At 68.0% G+C, this 19,391-nt stretch carries 15 protein-coding genes; 12 read left to right on the forward strand and 3 right to left on the reverse strand.

The genetic code is table 11. The annotated features are described in order from the left end of the window. Positions 1–8 precede the first annotated feature (8 nt). From G4H71_RS19450 to truB, 3 genes are read left to right on the forward strand one after another with little or no spacing between them, the layout of a single operon-like run. Positions 9–956, forward strand: a complete 948-nt coding sequence (locus G4H71_RS19450; protein WP_072740385.1) for a metallophosphoesterase family protein — start codon at positions 9–11, stop codon at positions 954–956. Further along, positions 953–1,606, forward strand: coding sequence for a 4'-phosphopantetheinyl transferase Npt (gene npt / locus G4H71_RS19455; RefSeq protein ID WP_072740380.1), 654 nt, complete (start codon positions 953–955; stop codon positions 1,604–1,606). The genes G4H71_RS19450 and npt overlap by 4 nt, the downstream gene beginning before the upstream one ends. Before the next feature lie 24 nt (positions 1,607–1,630). Beyond that, on the forward strand, positions 1,631–2,545 hold the full coding sequence (gene truB, locus G4H71_RS19460; RefSeq protein WP_072740381.1) for a tRNA pseudouridine(55) synthase TruB: 915 nt from the start codon (positions 1,631–1,633) through the stop codon (positions 2,543–2,545). 91 nt (positions 2,546–2,636) lie between these two features. Here truB and G4H71_RS22715 read toward each other — a convergent pair whose 3' ends face one another. Beyond that, on the reverse strand, positions 2,637–4,058 hold the full coding sequence (locus G4H71_RS22715; protein ID WP_246441962.1) for an HNH endonuclease signature motif containing protein: 1,422 nt from the start codon (positions 4,056–4,058) through the stop codon (positions 2,637–2,639). 87 nt (positions 4,059–4,145) lie between these two features. Then, entirely contained in the window at positions 4,146–4,856 is a 711-nt protein-coding gene (locus tag G4H71_RS19470) for a metal-dependent transcriptional regulator (protein ID WP_072738732.1), read from the reverse strand. A 90-nt stretch (positions 4,857–4,946) separates the two neighbouring features. On the opposite strand from G4H71_RS19470, the gene G4H71_RS19475 reads away from it, so the two are divergent. From G4H71_RS19475 to narI, 9 genes are all read left to right on the forward strand, one after another. After that, the gene (locus G4H71_RS19475) at positions 4,947–5,915 is read left to right on the forward strand and encodes a bifunctional riboflavin kinase/FAD synthetase (RefSeq protein ID WP_139183306.1); all 969 of its coding nucleotides are present in this window, start codon (positions 4,947–4,949) and stop codon (positions 5,913–5,915) included. A 127-nt stretch (positions 5,916–6,042) separates the two neighbouring features. Beyond that, positions 6,043–6,312, forward strand: coding sequence for a 30S ribosomal protein S15 (gene rpsO, locus G4H71_RS19480; RefSeq protein WP_072738768.1), 270 nt, complete (start codon positions 6,043–6,045; stop codon positions 6,310–6,312). A 415-nt stretch (positions 6,313–6,727) separates the two neighbouring features. Continuing rightward, a complete protein-coding gene (locus G4H71_RS19485; RefSeq protein ID WP_072738730.1) occupies positions 6,728–9,010 on the forward strand; it encodes a polyribonucleotide nucleotidyltransferase in 2,283 nt (760 codons plus the stop codon). Positions 9,011–9,294: 284 nt separating this feature from the next. Beyond that, entirely contained in the window at positions 9,295–9,804 is a 510-nt protein-coding gene (locus G4H71_RS19490) for a 50S ribosomal protein L11 methyltransferase (protein WP_083343200.1), read from the forward strand. Between the two features lie 102 nt (positions 9,805–9,906). Then, positions 9,907–11,121, forward strand: a complete 1,215-nt coding sequence (locus G4H71_RS19495) for a nitrate/nitrite transporter (protein ID WP_072738728.1) — start codon at positions 9,907–9,909, stop codon at positions 11,119–11,121. Between the two features lie 9 nt (positions 11,122–11,130). Continuing rightward, a complete protein-coding gene (locus G4H71_RS19500) occupies positions 11,131–14,808 on the forward strand; it encodes a nitrate reductase subunit alpha (RefSeq protein ID WP_072738727.1) in 3,678 nt (1,225 codons plus the stop codon). Then, complete coding sequence (gene narH / locus G4H71_RS19505) at positions 14,808–16,475, forward strand: nitrate reductase subunit beta (protein WP_072738726.1); 1,668 nt, start codon at positions 14,808–14,810, stop codon at positions 16,473–16,475. Before G4H71_RS19500 ends, narH begins: the two co-directional genes overlap by 1 nt. After that, positions 16,472–17,140 carry a nitrate reductase molybdenum cofactor assembly chaperone gene (gene narJ, locus G4H71_RS19510; RefSeq protein ID WP_072738725.1) on the forward strand — a complete coding sequence of 223 codons (669 nt, stop codon included), beginning with the start codon at positions 16,472–16,474 and terminating at the stop codon, positions 17,138–17,140. The genes narH and narJ overlap by 4 nt, the downstream gene beginning before the upstream one ends. Beyond that, positions 17,141–17,866: a respiratory nitrate reductase subunit gamma gene (gene narI, locus G4H71_RS19515; RefSeq protein WP_072738724.1), complete on the forward strand. Its 726-nt coding sequence runs from the start codon at positions 17,141–17,143 to the stop codon at positions 17,864–17,866. Here narI and G4H71_RS19520 read toward each other — a convergent pair. Next, positions 17,840–19,369, reverse strand: a complete 1,530-nt coding sequence (locus tag G4H71_RS19520) for a bifunctional aminoglycoside phosphotransferase/ATP-binding protein (protein WP_072738723.1) — start codon at positions 19,367–19,369, stop codon at positions 17,840–17,842. The two genes, narI and G4H71_RS19520, sit on opposite strands and share 27 nt — an antisense overlap. Between the last annotated feature and the right edge of the window lie 22 nt (positions 19,370–19,391).

Consider the following 19,391-nt stretch of genomic DNA (forward strand, 5'->3'; position numbering starts at 1 on the left):
TGGAGCGGGTGAGCGCCAAATTGTTGGCCGTCAGCGACATCCATGTGGGACATCGCGGAAATCGGCCGGTCACCGAGGACATCCATCCCGATTCGCCGGACGACTGGCTGATCCTCGCCGGAGACGTCTCGGAGAAGACCGACGACATCCGGTGGGCCCTGGAACTGATGTCCGGGCGGTTCGAGAAGGTGATCTGGGTCCCCGGCAACCACGAGCTGTGGACGACGGCGAAGGACCCGGTCCAGATGCACGGTGTCGCCCGCTACGAGTACCTGGTCGCGATGTGCCGTGAGCTGGGCGTCCTGACGCCGGAAGATCCCTATCCGGTGTGGCGAGGCGACGACGGGCCGGTCACCCTGGTGCCGATGTTCCTGCTGTACGACTACACGTTCCTGCCGGAGGGCGCCCGGACGAAGGCGGAAGGTCTCGCGATCGCACGGGAGAAGAACGTCGTCGCCACGGACGAGTTCCTGCTGTCGAGTGAGCCCTATGCGACGCGCGACGCCTGGTGCCAGGCGCGCCTCGACTACACCCGCAGCCGGCTCGACGCGCTCGAACCGGGTACCCGCACCGTGTTGATCAACCACTTCCCGCTGGTCCGCGAACCCACCCAGGTGTTGTGGTATCCGGAGTTCGCGCTGTGGTGCGGCACCGAGCAGACGGCGGACTGGCACACCCGCTACGACGCGGTGTGCTCGGTCTACGGGCACCTTCACATCCCGCGTACCACCTACTACGACGGGGTCCGCTTCGAGGAGGTTTCGCTGGGCTACCCGCGGGAGTGGTCCCGGCGAGGGCTTCCGGACCGCCTCCTGCGACAGATCCTGCCGCCCCCGGAGTATCCGCCGGGGTCTCTCAACAAGTGGGGTGGGCACTTCACCGTCACGCCCGAACAGGAGGCCGAGGTGGAGCGGATGCGGGCGGAGGGCACCGTGCCGGGGCGGAAGCGCCGATGATCGAACGCATTCTGGACAGCGGCGTCGTGTCGGCGGAGCTGTTCGAGGATCCGCCGGGCCTCACCCCGCACCCGAGGGAGGAACCGCTCATCGCCAAGGCGGTCGAGAAGCGTCGTCGGGAGTTCACGAGTGCCCGGCACTGCGCGCGTGTCGCGATGGGAAAGCTCGGCGTGGACCCGGCTCCGATCCTGCGTGGCGAGAAGGGCGAACCCCAGTGGCCACGGGGCGTGATCGGCAGCCTCACGCACTGCGACGGCTATCGAGCCGCGGTTCTCGGCTACACCATGCAGGTGCGCTCGCTGGGGATCGACGCCGAGCCACACGCCCCGCTACCGGAGGGAGTGCTGGACGCGGTCAGCCTCGAAGCCGAACGCGCCTGGCTCGCGGGAACGACCGGGACGGTGCACTGGGACCGACTGCTGTTCTGCGCCAAGGAAGCGACCTACAAGGCGTGGTTCCCACTCACACAGCGGTGGCTCGGATTCGAGGACGCGCACATCACGTTCGCGGAGAACGGCGACGGGACCGGCACCTTCCACTCGGAACTGCTCGTACCCGGAGACAACCGCTCCGGCCCACCGTTGACCTCGTTCGAGGGCCGGTGGATGGTCGCGGACGGACTGATCGTCACCGCGATCACGGTGCAGTGAGCGTGCCTGGCAGAATCGGGTCACGTGTCCGCACGTGAGAAGCCTTCCTCCGGCCTGGTCGGCGCCGGTCTACTGATCGTCGACAAGGATGCCGGGATGACCAGCCACGACGTGGTGGCCAGGGTCCGCAAGTTGTTGAACACCCGCAAGGTCGGCCACGCGGGCACGTTGGACCCGATGGCGACCGGAGTCCTGGTCCTGGGTGTCGAGCGGGCGACGAAGATGCTCGGGCTGCTCTCGCTCACCACCAAGGCGTACGCGGCGACCATCCGTCTGGGACGGTCCACGACCACGGACGACGCCGAAGGTGACGTGCTCGCGGACGTGGATGCCGCCGCGGTCACGGACCCGCAGATCGCCGAGCAGGTCGCTCTGCTCACCGGCGACATCGACCAGATCCCCGCGAGTGTCAGCGCGATCAAGGTGGACGGGCAGCGAGCGCACGCGCTGATCCGGGCGGGCGAGGAGGTCGCGCTGGCCGCGCGGCCCGTCACCGTGTCCCGGTTCGACGTGCTCGACCGACGGGACGTGGACGCCTTCGTCGACCTCGACGTCGAGGTGGAGTGCTCGTCGGGGACCTACGTGCGTGCCCTCGCCCGGGACCTCGGCGCGGCGCTCGGCGTCGGTGGACACCTCACGGCGCTGCGCCGTACCCGGGTGGGTCCGTTCACGCTCGACCACGCCCGCACTCTCGAACAATTGGCGGACCAACCGCGGGTGAGTCTCGACATCGATGCCGCCGCCCGCACCGCGTTCCCGCACCGGCAGATCGATGCGGCCGAGGCGGAATCGATCAGTCAGGGCCGGTGGCTCGAACCGATCGGGATGAAGGGTGTGTACGCCGCGATCGATCCGGACGGCCACACGATCGCGCTGCTCCAGGAGAAGGGCAGGCGGGCGAGTTCGGTGATGGTGGTTCGTCCCGCCACGCTGCGCTGACGGCCTGCTGATTCGGAAAGATGCAGAGCCGCGGCTCGTGCTGCGATCTCTCTCGCGATCCTCTCTCCGAGTGCGTGATCCGGTATCGGGGTCAGGGCACCGGTGCCGGTGAGCTGACCCGATGACCGACGCTGCGGTGGCGATTTTCCCGGAGTGCGGAACCGCAAGTGCCGACGGGGCCGACACCGATCGGTGGGGTGAATACCGGGTGCCTGGTCTTGCCGATCGTCACTTCCCAGTCCGTGGTGTGGAGTAGTCGGTGGTGGGTGCCGCAGAGCAACACGAGGTTGTCGAGGTCGGTGGGTCCGCCGTCCGCCCAATGCCTGATGTGGTGGCCCTCGCACCAGGCGGCGGTGGCTCCGCAGCCGGGGAAGGCGCAGCCACCGTCGCGGGCAGCGAGCGCTGTGCGTTGGGCCCTGGTGACGGTGCGGCGGGTGCGTCCCACACTCAGTGGGGCGCCGTGCTCGTCGAGCACGATCGCGGTGACGTTCGCGTCGCAGCCGAGGAGGCGGGCGGTGTTGATGGTCAGTGGCCCCATCCACGGCGACCACGCGATACCCCGCCGATCCGCGAGATCAGTCAGGTCGTCCGTGTCATCCGAGCCGTCCGTGTCATCCGCGTCGTCCGTGCTGTCGGTGCTGTCGGTGCTGTCCGTGTTGTCCGGGTGGTGGGGGTCCTGCGGGGGCCGCGTGTTCGCCGTGGCACCCGCGCCGGCATGTCGGCGGGCATACTCTTCCCGCCGGTCCTGACCCAGATCCCGCGCATGTACGTGTACCGACAGGTGCGGACGCTCACCGCCCTCGACGCCCAGATCGCCGAACGCGAGCAGCATCGACAACAACTGGGTGAGTCCGTCCGCGCGGCGCTGCCGCGGCGCACGAGCATCCGGCGTTCCCTCAGATGCGGGCTGTGGGGCCGAGTATTTCGACAGGGCGGTCAGCAGCATCTCCCCGGTCACTGCGTCCACGTCACCACGAATCGCGACCCGACCATTCAACGTCTTCGACACGTACAGCTCGTTACGGTCGGTGTCCTCACTGGCGGGCTGGTCGTCGGTTTCGAAGATCGCCTCCAACTTCGCAATCGCCATGCGGACTCCGTCGGTACGCGCCAACGGCCCGTCCGCCGCCGCCAGCAACGCCGCCACACACCCCGGTAGTGCCTCCGCGGGCATGCCTTTCGGGGGCTTCGTGCAGAACCGGACGATCAGCAACGCGTGCTCGAACGCGATCCGACCTTCATCGAACGCCTCCGCTACCGCGGGATGCTCGGCCAACCCGGCACCGAGTTCCACGATCCGCCCCGCCGCACCCGGCGACACCACCGTCACCGACGACAACCACCCCTTCGTCGACGCGAACCCGTGATCCTCCCGCGTACACCGACGTTCCACCTCGGCGACCACAGCCACCCGCTGCGCCTCCCACACCGCGATCTTCGCGCTCAACGCGACAGCGTCACACAACAACTCACGAGTGGTCCGTTCCCGGAAACGATCCCCCTGATACCCCATACACACACATTATCTCGCACAGCTGTTCGATTCAAGGCTTGTTCCGGATCCGTTCGCGGCGGTCGCCGCGACGACGACGGCGAGCCGTCACACCAGCCAGATGGCTTGTGCCGCCGGATTTCCCAGGTCGATGGTTGTTTCGGCATCGCCGATGCGCACCGAGATCGTGCCCGCGAAGTCCCGTCGTTCCAGAATCTCGACCTGCACGTCGAGGGCGACGCCGACCGAATCGAAGTAGCGAAGCATCTCGGGGTCGGAGTCCGAGATCCGCGCGATCCGCCCGCTCTCGCCCCCGGCGAACTCGCTGAGCTGACGCGCGGGCGGAGTGGGGACCGAACCGTCGACCGCGGGGATCGGGTCGCCGTGCGGGTCCCGTTCGGGGTGCCCGAGTTTGGCATCCATGCGCGCGATCATCAGGTCGGACACCGCGTGCTCGAGAACCTCGGCCTCGTCGTGCACCTCGTCCCAGCCGTAGCCGAGTTCGTTGACCAGGTACGTCTCGATCAGCCGGTGCCGCCGCACCATTCCGACGGCGGCGACTCGGCCTGCCTCGGTGAGCTCGATCGAGCCGTACCGCGCGTGGTCGACGAGGCCCTGGTCGGCGAGCTTACGGACGGCCTCGGACACGGTCGAGGCGGAGACCCCGATCTTCTCGGCGAGCAGCTTGGTCGAGACCCGTTCCTGGGACCACTCCTGGACGGTCCAGATGACCTTCAGGTAGTCCTGGGCCACCGGCGTCAGGGTGTCTGCGCTCGCCGGCGTGGCGGCCGGTGAGCGGTCGGTACGGTGCGGACTCACACAGCGAGCTTAGGCTACGCACGCTCACCCGAGCGGTTCACCCGCGATCCCGACGTGACCATCCGGCGCTCACGCCGTAGGCTTCCACTCGTGCTGAGATGGCGTGGTCTCGACGAGGTTCCTGCCGACTGGGGTCGGTGCGTGCTCACGATCGGCGTGTTCGACGGTGTCCACCGTGGGCACGCGCAACTGATCAGTCGCGCGGTCGAGGCGGCGCACGAGCGCGGAATTCCCAGTGTGCTCATGACTTTCGATCCGCACCCGATGGAAGTGGTACGTCCGGGCAGTCACCCCGCCCAGTTGACGACCCTGGCCAGGCGGGCCGAGCTGGCCGAGGAACTGGGCATCGACGTGTTCTGCGTGATGCCGTTCACGGCCGAGTTCATGAAGCTCACCCCCGAGCGGTACGCGCACGAGATCCTCGTCGAGCGCCTGCACGTCGCGGAAGTCGTGGTGGGGGAGAACTTCACGTTCGGCAAGAAGGCGGCGGGAAACGTGGACCTGCTGCGCCGGATCGGCTCCCGGTTCGGTTTCGCGGTGGACGGGGTGACGCTGCTCGGTGAACACGCCGTGACGTTCTCCTCGACCTACATCCGCGCCTGCGTGGACGCCGGTGACATGGCGGCGGCCAACGAGGCGCTCGGCCGCCCGCATCGAGTGGAGGGCGTCGTCGTCCACGGCGACGGTCGCGGCAAGCAACTCGGCTTCCCGACGGCCAACGTGGCGCCGCCCATGCACTCGGCCATTCCCGCGGACGGGGTCTACGCGGCCTGGTTCACCGTTCTCGGGCACGGGGAGAAACTCGGTTCGGTGATCCCGGGCGAGCGGTACATGGCCGCCGTGTCGGTGGGGACCAATCCCACGTTCTCCGGACGCGCCCGCACCGTCGAGGCGTTCGTCCTCGACGGCGAGGCGGACCTGTACGGCCAGCACGTGGCGGTGGACTTCGTCGCTCGGCTGCGAGGGATGACCAAGTTCGATTCCGTCGACGCCCTCGTGGAACAGATGGGCGAGGACGCGGTGGACGCCCGCCGCGCGCTGTCCGAGGCCGGTGGCTGAGCGCCCCCGCCGGGGAATCGGCTCGCCGCACGGCTGGTAGGATGCTCGGTTGGCGTGTGCTGCGGTTCGCGGTGGCTGCGCCGAGTTTCGATCCTTGCACGCGAACGTCATCACCAGGAGTGAACACGTGGCTCTGACCACCGAAGAGAAGAAGCAGGTCCTCACCGAGTACGGCCTGCACGAGACCGACACCGGTTCGCCGGAGGCGCAGGTGGCACTGCTCACCAAGCGCATCGTCGGACTCACCGAGCACCTCAAGGAGCACAAGCACGATCACCACTCGCGTCGTGGTCTGCTGCTGCTGGTCGGCCGTCGTCGCCGGCTGCTCAAGTACGTCCAGAAGGTCGACATCGCGCGTTACCGCACGCTGATCGAGCGTCTCGGCCTGCGTCGCTGAGTGCTTCTGCGTTCTTCCGCAATGCCCGTCTCTCCGTCAGGGGAGGCGGGCATTGCGGCATCCGGGGGAGCCGACATGCGCGGATCGGACGGAACCGGGTCCCTCGGCTGGTAGTGTTCGTGGGGGTTTGCGGGTGATCCTCAGCGGTGGTAGCCACTCTGCCGAGAGGGTGCATCGCCCCGCCCGCGCCGAAACGCCTCCGAAGGCGGTTTCCGGCGCATGTGCAGTTCTCGGGCCCCAACCAGCTGGTCGGTCCTCGGTAGTGGTTGCCGGAAGCCGAAACTCGCATCGCAGGGCAGTGCCCCGGTGCGGGAGTAGAGCCTCCCGGCAACTTCGATCGATGGCCGCCGCAGCGGAAGTGGTGTTTCCCCGCGTGGGCCGGGCCCGGAAGACGAGACGAAGAGAAAAGACGAAGATGACAGAAAATGCAGTAGTCGAGATCGACGAGGGTGTCTACGAAGCCACCGCCGTCATCGACAACGGGTCCTTCGGGACCCGGACCCTCCGGTTCGAGACCGGTCGGCTGGCCCAGCAGGCTGCCGGAGCGGTCGTCGCCTACCTGGACGACGAGACCATGCTCCTGTCGGCGACCAGCGCCAGCAAGCACCCCAAGGAGCACTTCGACTTCTTCCCCCTCACGGTGGACGTCGAGGAGCGTATGTACGCCGCGGGCCGGATTCCCGGTTCGTTCTTCCGCCGCGAGGGCCGCCCCTCCACCGACGCGATCCTCACCTGTCGCCTGATCGACCGGCCCCTGCGCCCGTCGTTCGTCGACGGACTCCGCAACGAGATCCAGGTCGTCGTCACGGTGATGAGCCTGGATCCGCAGGATCTCTACGACGTCGTCGCGATCAACGCCGCGTCGGCATCCACCCAGATCGCCGGCCTGCCGTTCTCCGGCCCGGTCGGCGGTGTGCGCGTCGCGCTGATCACGTCCCCGGAGAACCCGGCGGGTCAGTGGGTTGCGTTCCCGACCGTCGAGCAGCTCGAGAACGCCGTGTTCGACATGGTCGTCGCGGGTCGAGTCGTCGCCGGTTCGGGTGCGGACGCCGATGTCGCGATCATGATGGTCGAGGCCGAGGCCACCGACAACGTGATTTCCCTCGTGGAGGGTGGCGCGCAGGCGCCGACCGAGGCGATCGTGGCCGAGGGCCTCGAGGCGGCCAAGCCGTTCATCGCGCGTCTGTGCGCGGCGCAGTCGGCTCTCGCGTCGAAGGCCGCCAAGCCGACCGGTGAGTACCCGGTGTTCCCCGCCTACGAGGCCGACGCCTACGAGGCGGTCGAGTCGGTGGCCGGTGGCAAGCTGGCCGAGGCGCTCACCATCGCGGGCAAGCAGGAGCGTGACGACCGCACGGACGAGATCAAGGGCGAGGTGCTCGTCTCCCTCGAGGAGAAGTTCGCCGGCCGCGAGAAGGAGATCGGCGCGGCGTTCCGCTCGCTGACCAAGAAGCTGGTGCGTCAGCGGATCCTCCGTGACCAGTTCCGCATCGACGGCCGCGGCATCACCGATATCCGGTCGCTGTCCGCCGAGGTCGCGGTCATCCCGCGTACCCACGGCAGCGCGCTGTTCGAGCGGGGCGAGACCCAGATCTTGGGCGTCACCACCCTGGACATGGTCAAGATGGCGCAGCAGATCGACTCGCTCGGGCCGGAGAAGTCCAAGCGGTACATGCACCACTACAACTTCCCGCCGTACTCGACCGGTGAGACCGGCCGCGTCGGATCGCCCAAGCGGCGCGAGATCGGCCACGGTGCCCTCGCCGAGCGCGCGCTCGTCCCGGTGCTGCCCAGCGTCGAGGAGTTCCCGTACGCGATCCGTCAGGTGTCCGAGGCGCTCAGCTCCAACGGCTCGACGTCCATGGGTTCGGTCTGTGCCTCGACCCTGTCGCTGTACAACGCCGGTGTTCCCCTCAAGGCGCCGGTCGCGGGCATCGCGATGGGACTCGTCTCCGACGAGGTCGACGGAGAGACCCGCTACGTGGCCCTCACCGACATCCTCGGTGCCGAGGACGCGTTCGGGGACATGGACTTCAAGGTCGCCGGGACCAAGGACTTCGTCACCGCGCTGCAGTTGGACACCAAGCTCGACGGTATCCCCTCGCAGGTGCTCGCGGGAGCGTTGTCGCAGGCCAAGGATGCGCGCACCACGATTCTCGAGGTCATGGCCGAGGCCATCGACGCACCCGACGAGATGAGCCCGTACGCACCGCGGATCACCACGATCAAGGTTCCCGTCGACAAGATCGGTGAGGTCATCGGCCCCAAGGGCAAGATGATCAACTCGATCACCGAGGAGACCGGCGCGAGCATCTCCATCGAGGACGACGGCACCGTGTTCGTCGGTGCCGCGGACGGCCTGTCCGCGCAGGCGGCGATCGACAAGATCAACGCCATCGCGAACCCGCAGTTGCCGAAGGTGGGCGAGCGGTTCCTCGGCACGGTCGTCAAGACGACCGCGTTCGGTGCGTTCGTGTCGTTGCTGCCCGGTCGTGACGGATTGGTGCACATCAGCAAGCTCGGCGGCGGCAAGCGCATCGCCAAGGTCGAGGACGTGGTGAGCGTCGGATCCAAGATCCGCGTGGAGATCGCCGATATCGACAACCGCGGCAAGATCTCCCTCGTCCCGGTCGAGGAGAACGCGGATTCCACCGCGGAGGCTCCCGCTGCCGAGGCGGAGGCTGCGGAAGCTACCGAGTAGGAAACCTGCCCTGCCCCGCGTTCCGGGGCCGGTCGGCATGCAGAGAGACCCCGCACACCCAGTGTGTGCGGGGTCTCTCTGCGTCCGGGATGTGTCGTGTCTCATTTCCTCGACGTCTCCGCGCGGCATCGTGGGCGAACATCCGGTGAACTCGGGCGCGGGGGCTTGCATCCGGGCGCGCTCCCTGGTCGCCTGGTAGAGGACGCGCGCGGTCTCCGACGAGGCAGCCGCCGCGTCGATCCAGTCGGGGCGACGAATGACCACATGGGGTAGAGGAGTGGACGATGTTGCTTCGTATGCCGGGCGTGGGGCGGCCCGAGACGACTGCGCGCCTCCTCGGGGAACTGCTCGAGTCCGAATCACTGGGGCCCGGGACCCGGGTGCTCGACCTCTGCGGGGGTACCGGTGTGCTCAGTGTGCGGGCATGCTCTGCCGGCGCGGGCTGGGTGACTGCCGTGGATCGATCGCATCGTGGCGCGATGACCACGTGGCTCAACGCGAAACTCAACCGACAGACCGTGCGCGTGGTGTGCGGCGATCTGGCCGAACCCGTCCGAACCCTCGAATTCGATCTGATCCTGGCCGGGCCGACCGCGGATCCCGAGCGCCTCGAACGCCTGTGCAACCAGGTCCCGGCACTGCTCGCCGAGCGGGGCAAGTTCGTCCTCGTCCAGGCGGAGGACGCCGTCGACGCCACGTGCGCATTGCTCGACAGCGTCGGGTTGCTCGTCGCGGTGGGTGAGCGCCGCGACCACGGTGACGGTGCGGTCCGAGCGGTCACCGCGATCCGCTGACCGTACGGTCCGCCGAATCTCCGACGGGTGATTCGGGCCCAGGTCGGCTCGTTTTCGGCGAAATCTGCCCTGGCCGACAGTGTTCGGTGGTTCCCTGAACAGGTGAGCACTGCGCCCGCCGTGAACACGCGTAAGGGTCAGACCCTCAACCTACTCCTGGCAACCTGGGTGTCGGCCATCAACTTCTGGGCCTGGAACATGATCGGCCCGTTGTCCACGCCGTACTCGGAGCGTCTGTCGCTCGACGCGACCTCGGCCTCGGTGATGGTGGCGATGCCGATCCTCGTGGGCTCACTCGGACGCATCGTCGTCGGTGCCCTGACCGACCGCTACGGCGGGCGCACGATGTTCATCGCGATCTCGGTCGCGTCGATCCTGCCCGTTCTCGCGGTGGGTTTCGCCGGGTCGATCGACTCCTACGTGCTGCTGCTGGTCTTCGGCTTCTTCCTCGGCATCGCGGGAACCGTCTTCGCCGTGGGTATCCCGTTCGCGAACAACTGGTACGACGCCTCGCGCCGCGGTTTCGCGACCGGCGTGTTCGGGATGGGCATGGTCGGCACCGCGTTGTCGGCCTTCTTCACGCCGCGGTTCGTCGACTGGTTCGGACTGATGACGACCCACGTGGTCGTCGCGATCGCACTCGCCGTCACCGCACTCGTGTGCGTGGCAGTCATGCGGGAGGCGCCGGCGTTCACCCCCAACACCGATCCGGTGCTTCCCAAACTGGCGGCGGCAGCGAAACTGCGGGTCACGTGGGAGATGTCCTTCCTCTACGCCATCGTGTTCGGCGGGTTCGTCGCGTTCAGCAACTACCTGCCGACCTACATCAAGGCGATCTACGATTTCACCACCGTCGACGCCGGAAGCCGTACGGCGGCGTTCGCGCTCGCGGCGGTGATCGCCAGGCCTGTCGGCGGCGCGCTCTCGGATCGCATCCCACCGAAGTACGTGGTGCTGGTGTCGCTCGGTGGCACCGCCGCCATGGCCGTGGTCGCGACACTCGAACCACCGCCGGACTTCTGGTCGGCGGTCACCTTCACCGCGATGGCACTGTTCCTCGGAGTGGGCACCGGCGGTGTGTTCGCCTGGGTGGCCCGCCGTGCCCCTGGCAACAGCGTCGGATCGGTCACCGGAATCGTCGCTGCCGCGGGCGGAGTCGGGGGCTACTTCCCACCTCTGGTGATGGGAGCGACGTACGACACGGTCGGTGAGGACTACACGTTCGGATTGCTGCTGCTCGCCGCGACGGCGTTCGCGGCATTCCTGTACACGGTGTTCCGACTCGGCGCGCACGAGCCCGCACGGACGAAGACCTGAGGAGCGCAGATGGCTGATACGCACATCGGAGGCCCGATCGAGGATCTGCTCGTCTCCAGCGGGCGGTTCTTCACGCCGGGGCGGATCTCGGACGATCTGCGCACCGTGGAACGGGAAGGCGGCCGCGCCGGTGACATGTTCTATCGCGACCGTTGGAGCCACGACAAGGTGGTCCGCTCCACCCACGGGGTGAACTGCACGGGCTCGTGCTCATGGAAGATCTATGTCAAGGACGGTGTGATCACCTGGGAGACACAGGAAACCGACTATCCCTCGGTGGGCCCCGACCGGCCCGAGTACGAACCGCGCGGGTGCCCGCGCGGCGCCGCGTTCTCCTGGTACACGTACTCCCCGACGCGAGTCCGCTATCCCTACGCCCGTGGGGTGCTGGTGGAGATGTACCGCGAGGCGAAGGGACGGCTCGGCGATCCGGTTCTCGCCTGGGCGGACATCCAGTCCGATCCCGAGCGCCGTCGGAGATATCAGCGGGCACGCGGCAAGGGTGGGCTGATCCGGGTCTCGTGGGCGGAGGCGACCGAGATGATCGCCGCTGCCCACGTCCACACCATCGCGACGTACGGTCCCGACCGGGTCGCCGGGTTCTCCCCGATCCCGGCGATGTCGATGGCCTCGCACGCGGCCGGATCGCGTTTCGTCGAGTTGATCGGTGGGGTGATGACCTCGTTCTACGACTGGTACGCCGACCTGCCGGTGGCCTCACCCCAGGTGTTCGGCGACCAGACCGACGTTCCCGAATCAGGGGACTGGTGGGACGCGTCGTACCTGATGATGTGGGGCTCGAACGTCCCGGTGACGAGGACGCCCGACGCGCACTGGATGGCCGAGGTCCGCTATCGCGGGACCAAGGTCGTCGCGGTCAGTCCGGACTACGCCGACAACACCAAGTTCGCGGACGAGTGGATGCCGTGCGCGGCAGGCACCGACGGGGCGATGGCCATGGCGATGGGACACGTGATTCTCTCGGAGTTCTTCGTCCGCCGCCGGGAGGCGTTCTTCGTCGACTACGTGCGGCAGTTCACGGATCTGCCGTTCCTGGTCGCGCTCGAGGAGCGGGACGGTCGGCTCGTGGCCGGGAAGAACCTCACCGCCTCCGATCTCGGTGAGGAGGGAGAGAACGCCCGGTTCAAGCCGGTGCTGCTCGACGGCGCCACCGGGGAGGTCGTGGTGCCGCCGGGCTCCCTCGGCTTCCGTTTCGGGCCGGACGGTGCCGGGAAGTGGAATCTCGATCTCGGTGACATCGTCGCGGCGCTGACCGTCTCGGGGCGCGGCGAGACTCGTGAAGTGCACCTGCCGTCCTTCGACACGGTGGACGGTCGAGGCGAGTCGGTGGTGCGGGGAGTTCCGGTGCTGCGCGTCGGCGGACGTGAGGTCTGCACGGTCTTCGACCTGTTGCTGGCCCAGTACGGTGTCGCGCGGCCGGGCCTGCCCGGCCACTGGCCTACCGGGTACGACGATCCGGACACGCCGTATACGCCCGCGTGGCAGGAGCGGATCACCGGAGTCTCGGCCGCACAGGTGATTCGGATCGCCCGAGAATTCGCCACCAACGCAGTCGATTCCGGTGGACGATCGATGATCGTCATGGGCGCCGGGATCTGCCAGTGGTTCCACGGGGACGCCACCTATCGCGCGGTACTGGCGTTGCTGTTGCTCACCGGGTCGATGGGACGCAACGGTGGTGGGTGGGCGCACTACGTCGGCCAGGAGAAGTGCCGGCCCGTCACGGGATGGACCACGATGGCGATGGCCACCGACTGGTCCCGCCCGCCGCGCCAGATGGCCGGAACGTCCTATTGGTACGTCCACACGGACCAGTGGCGTTACGACGGCTACCGGGCGGATGCCTTGGCCAGTCCGCTCGGGCGGGGCAGGTTCCGGGACAAGCACACGATGGATGTGCTCGCCTCGGCGGCGGGGATGGGCTGGACACCGTTCTTTCCCCAGTTCGACAGGTCCAGCCTCGACGTCGCCGACGATGCTGAGCGCTCCGGTGCCGACGCGGCCGAATACGTGGCCCGCGAACTCGCCGAGGGCCGGCTGAATCTCGCGGTCACCGACCCGGACGATCCACGCAACTGGCCGCGGGTGCTGAACGTGTGGCGGGCGAATCTCCTCGGATCGTCGAGCAAGGGAAACGAGTACTTCCTCCGACACCTGTTGGGGACCGACTCGAACCTCCAGGCCGAGGAGACCTCCGCGGAGCTGCGGCCCGCCGGGGTGCGCTGGCGGGACGGCGCCCCGGAGGGAAAGCTGGACCTGCTCATGTCCATCGACTTCCGGATGACATCGACGACGCTGCTGTCCGACGTCGTGTTGCCGGCCGCGACGTGGTACGAGAAGCACGATCTGTCGAGCACCGACATGCATCCGTACGTGCACGCCTTCACCCCGGCGATCGACCCGCCGTGGGAGACGCGGTCCGACTTCGATGCGTTCGGTTCGGTCGCCCGCAGTTTCAGCGCGCTCGCGAGACGGCACCTCGGTGTCCGCAAGGATGTAGTGCTCGGAGTCTTCCAGCACGACACTCCCGGCGCGATGGCGTACCCCTCGGGGCGCGAGGCGGATTGGCGTGCGAGTGGACAGGCTCCGGTCCCGGGGAAGACGATGGGCGCGCTCACCGTCGTCGAACGGGACTACGGTGCGATCGCCGAGAAGTGGGCGGCGCTGGGGCCACTCGTGGAGCAGGCCGGTCTGACCACGAAAGGGGTCACCACCCACCCGGAGCCGGAGGTCGCCGAACTGGCAGCGAAGAGCGGGGTGATGAGCAGCGGCGCCGCTGCCGGACGCCCGGCCCTCGACACCGCCGACAAGATGTGCGAGACGATCCTCACGCTGTCCGGAACGTCGAACGGACGTCTCGCGGTCGAGGGCTTCCGCGAACTCGAACGCCGGACCGGCCGGAACCTGGCACATCTCGCCGAGGGCAGTGAAGAGCGACGGATCACGTTCGCGGACACCCAGGCCCGCCCGGTTCCCGTGATCACCAGTCCCGAATGGTCCGGCAGCGAGACCGGCGGGCGCCGATACGCGCCGTTCACGGTCAACATCGAGGAACTCAAGCCGTTCCACACCCTCACGGGCCGCATGCACTTCTACCTCGACCACGATTGGATCGAGGAACTCGGTGAGCAGCTGCCCGTGTACCGGCCGCCGCTGGACATGAACCGGCTGTTCGGGGAGACCGCACTCGGTGAGAACCGCGACGGAATCGGTCTGACCGTCCGCTACCTGACCCCGCACAGCAAATGGTCCATCCATTCCGAGTACCAGGACAACCTGTTCATGCTGTCGCTCTCGCGTGGCGGGCCGACGATGTGGATGTCGCCTGCGGATGCCGCGAAGATCGCGGTCCGCGACAACGACTGGGTCGAGGCGGTCAATCGCAACGGCGTCGTCGTGTGCCGCGCCGTGGTGTCGCACCGGATGCCGGACGGAGTGGTCTACGTCTACCACGCGCAGGAACGCACGATCGACGTGCCGCTCACCGAGACCACGGGACGGCGAGGAGGTATCCACAACTCGCTGACCAGGTTGCTGGTCAAGCCGTCGCATCTCGCGGGTGGGTATGCACAGACCTCCTACGCCTTCAACTATCTCGGCCCGACCGGAAACCAGCGCGACGAGGTCACCGTCGTGCGCCGACGCTCCCAGGAGGTGACGTACTGATGCGGGTCATGGCGCAGATGGCGATGGTGATGAACCTCGACAAGTGCATCGGCTGCCACACGTGTTCGGTGACGTGCAAGCAGGCGTGGACGAACCGTTCGGGGACCGAGTACGTGTGGTTCAACAATGTCGAAACCCGCCCCGGGCAGGGATATCCGCGTACGTACGAGGACCAGGAGAAGTGGCGCGGCGGGTGGGTTCGGGACCGGAAGGGCCGGCTGCGGCTACGGGACGGCGGACGGCTGGCGAAGCTGGCCAAGATCTTCGCGAACCCGAAGATGCCCTCGATCGAGGACTACTACGAGCCGTGGACCTACGACTACGAGAACCTCACCACCGCGCCTCTCGGGGAACACATGCCGGTGGCGACGCCGCGGAGCCTCATCTCCGGGCAGCCGATGAAGGTGGAGTGGTCGGCGAACTGGGACGACGATCTGGGCGGCTCACCGGAGATCGTCGCCGGAGACCCGATTCTGAAGAAGGTGAGCGAGGACGTTCGGCTCGAACTCGAGCAGACGTTCATGTTCTACCTTCCGCGGATCTGCGAGCACTGTCTCAATCCCTCGTGCGTCGCGTCGTGCCCGTCGGGGGCGATGTACAAGCGCACCGAGGACGGCATCGTCCTCGTCGACCAGGACAAGTGCCGGGGTTGGCGCATGTGCGTGTCCGGATGCCCCTACAAGAAGGTGTATTTCAACCACAAGACCGGCAAGGCGGAGAAGTGCACGTTCTGCTATCCGAGAGTGGAGGTGGGACTGCCCACGGTCTGCGCCGAGACCTGTGTCGGTCGGCTGCGCTACATCGGTCTGGTGCTCTACGACGCGGACGCAGTCCTGGCCGCGGCGTCGGTGGAGAGCGAGACCGACCTGTACGAGGCGCACATGGACTGCCTGCTGGATCCGCGTGATCCCGAGGTCGTTGCCCGAGCACGGGAACAGGGCATCTCCGACGAGTGGATCGATGCGGCACACCGGTCGCCGGTCTACGCGCTGATCAAGGACTTCCGGGTCGCGCTGCCCCTGCATCCGGAGTTCCGGACGATGCCGATGGTCTGGTACGTCCCGCCGTTGTCGCCCGTGGTCGATGCGGTGAGCAGGGACGGCCACGACGGCGAGGAACTGGGGAACTTGTTCGGTGCGCTCGACGCGCTCCGGATCCCGATCGAGTACCTGGCCGCAATGTTCACCGCCGGGGACACCGAGGTCGTGGCCTCCGTACTGAGGCGGCTGGCGGCGATGCGTTCCTACATGCGCGACATCAACCTCGGACGGGAGCCGCAGGCGCACATTCCCCGGTCCGTCGGTATGTCGGAGGAGGACGTCTACCAGATGTACCGCCTGTTGGCACTGGCGAAATACGAGGAGCGGTACGTGATCCCGACGGCGTACGCGGTGGACGGGCACCGGCTGGAGGAGACCGCCACCGAGTGTTCCCTGGACTTCGACGGAGGTCCCGGAATGTACGGGTCGGGACCGTTCGGCGAGGCGAGCGGCGAGCCGGTACCCGTCGCCGTGGAGAACTTCCACGCCCTGCGTGAACGGCAGGGAAGCGAGGACATCTCCGTGGGTGAGGACAACCCGTCCCGGGTCAACCTGTTGAACTGGGACGGCAAGGGCACCCCGGACGGGATGTTCCCCAGTTCGACGGGGACGGGAGAGCGGCGATGAGGGTGCGGCGCCCGCGCGGGCGCTCCCTCGACGATCGGCTCGTGTGGCAGGCCTCCTCGCTGCTCCTGGACTACCCGGGCGAGGACTGGCGGACTCGCCTGGCCACGGTCCGGCAGATACTGGCGGGAACGAGTACTGCGAGGGCGCGCCCGCTCCTGCGTGCCTGGGAGGAACTGAGTTCCCTCACCTCGGCACAGGTGCAGACCGGCTACGTCGAGACGTTCGATCTGCGCCGCCGCAGCACCCTCTACCTCACCTACTGGACCGCAGGGGACACCCGCAACCGCGGCCGGGAGATCCTGCGCTTCGCCGATGCCTACCGGGAGGCGGGAACACGGGCGCCGCGGGGAGAGTCGGCCGACCACCTGGCAGTTCTCCTCGAATTCGCCGCCACCGTCGATCCCGAGGCGGGCGCGGCACTGCTCGGCGAGTACCGGGCCGCTCTCCGGATGCTGCAGCTCGTTCTCGACGAGGACGCGTCGCCCTACGCACCCATCCTGGGCGCGGTCTGCGCGAGCGTTCCGGACCGTTCCGGAGGGGCGGAGGAGCGGGCCCGACGGCTCGCCAGAGAGGGGCCGCCCGCCGAGGCGGTGGGTCTCGAGCCGTTCACCCTCACCGTTCCGCCGCGCAGCGCGGACCTGTCTCGCCAGGAGGTGGGTCGATAGATGTCCGCGGCCGAAATCTATTGGGACGTCATCCCGTATGTGGTGCTTGCGGTCGTCGTGGTGGGCACCTGGTGGCGGTACCGCTACGACAAGTTCGGCTGGACCACGCGTTCCTCGCAACTGTACGAGCACCGGCTGCTGCGGATCGGCAGCCCGCTGTTCCACTTCGGGATCCTGGTGGTGATCGTCGGTCACGTCATCGGGCTCCTGATCCCACAGTCCTGGACCGATGCCCTCGGGATCGACGAGCACGCCTATCACGTCCAGGCCCTCGTCCTCGGCACCATCGCGGGAGTCGCGACACTCGGCGGGGCCGCCATCCTCGTGTACCGCAGGCGCACGAAGGGGCCGGTCTTCCTCGCGACGACCTGGAACGACAAGCTGATGTATCTGGTGCTGCTCCTCGCGATCGTCGCCGGCCTCGCGACCACTGTGCTCGGTGCCTTCGGCGACGAGGGCAACTACCGCGAGACCGTGTCCCCGTGGTTCCGCTCGATCTGGATCTTCCAGCCGCGCGGCGATCTCATGGCCGAGTCCGGACTGTCGTATCAGGTCCATGTCACGATCGCGCTGGTGCTGTTCGCGATGTGGCCGTTCACCCGGCTGGTCCACGTGTTCAGCGCGCCGATCGGCTACCTGTTCCGCCCGTACATCGTGTATCGCAGCCGGGACGCCGCGAAGAAGGACGAGTCGGTCGGGTCACGCCCCTCGCGTCGAGGGTGGTGACGACGGGTCGATCGGCCACGGTGCCGGCCCGACGGTCCTGTCGAGCCATTGGTCCGGCGCCGGTCCCCCTGCGGTGGTGTCGAGAACAGTGGCGGACGGCCACTCGTCGCGGGTGCTCTCCTGCGCGCTCAGGACGTCCGGCGTCGCGTCCGAGGCGTCGGTCCCTGCGGCTCTGCGTTCGAGGACGCGCCTGATTCGCACGTCGCGGTCCGCCGCACATTCGATCTCCACGAACTCCGCGCCGACGCGGGCGGCGAGGTCGGCGGCACGTGCCCGGTCGCGCGCGGACAGCCAGCTCGCATCGAGCACCACGGAACGTCCGAGCGTGAGTGTCTCCTCGGCACGCGCCAGCATCGCGGCGTACGTGGCCTCCGTCCGCTCCCGCGAGTAGAGGCCCTCCCCGGGGGGTGAGGCGGCGTCGACGAGGGGGTCCAGGCCGGCCGACTCCTTGCGGATCACGTCCGAGCGCAGGACCGGTGCGGAGAGGAACGCGCCGATGGTCGCGGCGGTGACCGTCTTGCCCGAGCCGGACAGGCCGCCGACCGTCACGAGCCGGATCGTGCCCCGCCGCAGGTTGTTCCGTGCCTGGTCGAGGAGTGCGAGTGCGGTGTCGCGGGAATCGGCGTCGCCCTGCCCGAAACGAAGCGCGGCGACCTTCGCCCGTACCGTGGCGCGATAGGCCACGAAGTGGTGGATCAGCGCGGGCGGACACTCGTCTCCCGTGAGCGCTCGGTAGCGCACGAGCAGAGTCCGAGCCAGGTCCGGACGGCCCGCCCGTTCGAGATCCATGGCGAGAAAGGCGATGTCGAGGAACACGTCCCCGAAGCGCAACTCGTCGTCGAACTCCAGGCAGTCGATGATGCGGGCGCCGTCGTCGAGGCAGAAGATGTCGTCGGCGAGGAGATCGCCGTGACCGTCGCGGGCACGCCCTGCGGCGATGCGCGCCTCGAACAGTGCTGCCCGGCCGTGTAGGAACTGCCTCGCGGCGTCACGGATGGCGGCCAGCAGACGAGCGGCGCCGAGCGGGCGGCAACCGTCGTCGGGTGCGTCCAGTCGATCCAAATGATCGAGAGAGAGGTCCCACAGGCGCGCGAACGCTTCCCGCTCGGCGCAGCGGTCGACCTCGCCACCGGTGGCGGCCTCCGCGTGCAACCGCGCCACCTGGCGCGCGACGTCGTCCAACGCGTCGACGACGTCGACCGGCGGGTCCGCCCGGTCGAGGACGGTGGACAGCCGGCGCTCGTCGGGAAGCCTGCGCATCTCGACCAGGTGCTCGCACGGCCGGCCGTCGGGTCCCGAGACGTCCGCGACGCCGAGGTACACGTCCGGTGCGAGGCGCCGATTGAGCGCGACTTCGCGGTGACACGCGGCCTCACGGGTGGCGCGGTCCCGGTTGTCGAGAAACCCCAGGTCCAGTGGCTTCTTCATCTTGTGGACGCGATCTCCGACGAAGAACAGGACCGACGTGTGGGTTTCACGCAGCGCGACGAACGGCGGGGTCACGTCCTCGACGGTAGTCCGCGTG

The sequence above is a fragment of the Rhodococcus triatomae genome, assembly GCF_014217785.1.
Taxonomy (GTDB): Bacteria; Actinomycetota; Actinomycetes; order Mycobacteriales; family Mycobacteriaceae; genus Rhodococcus_F; species Rhodococcus_F triatomae.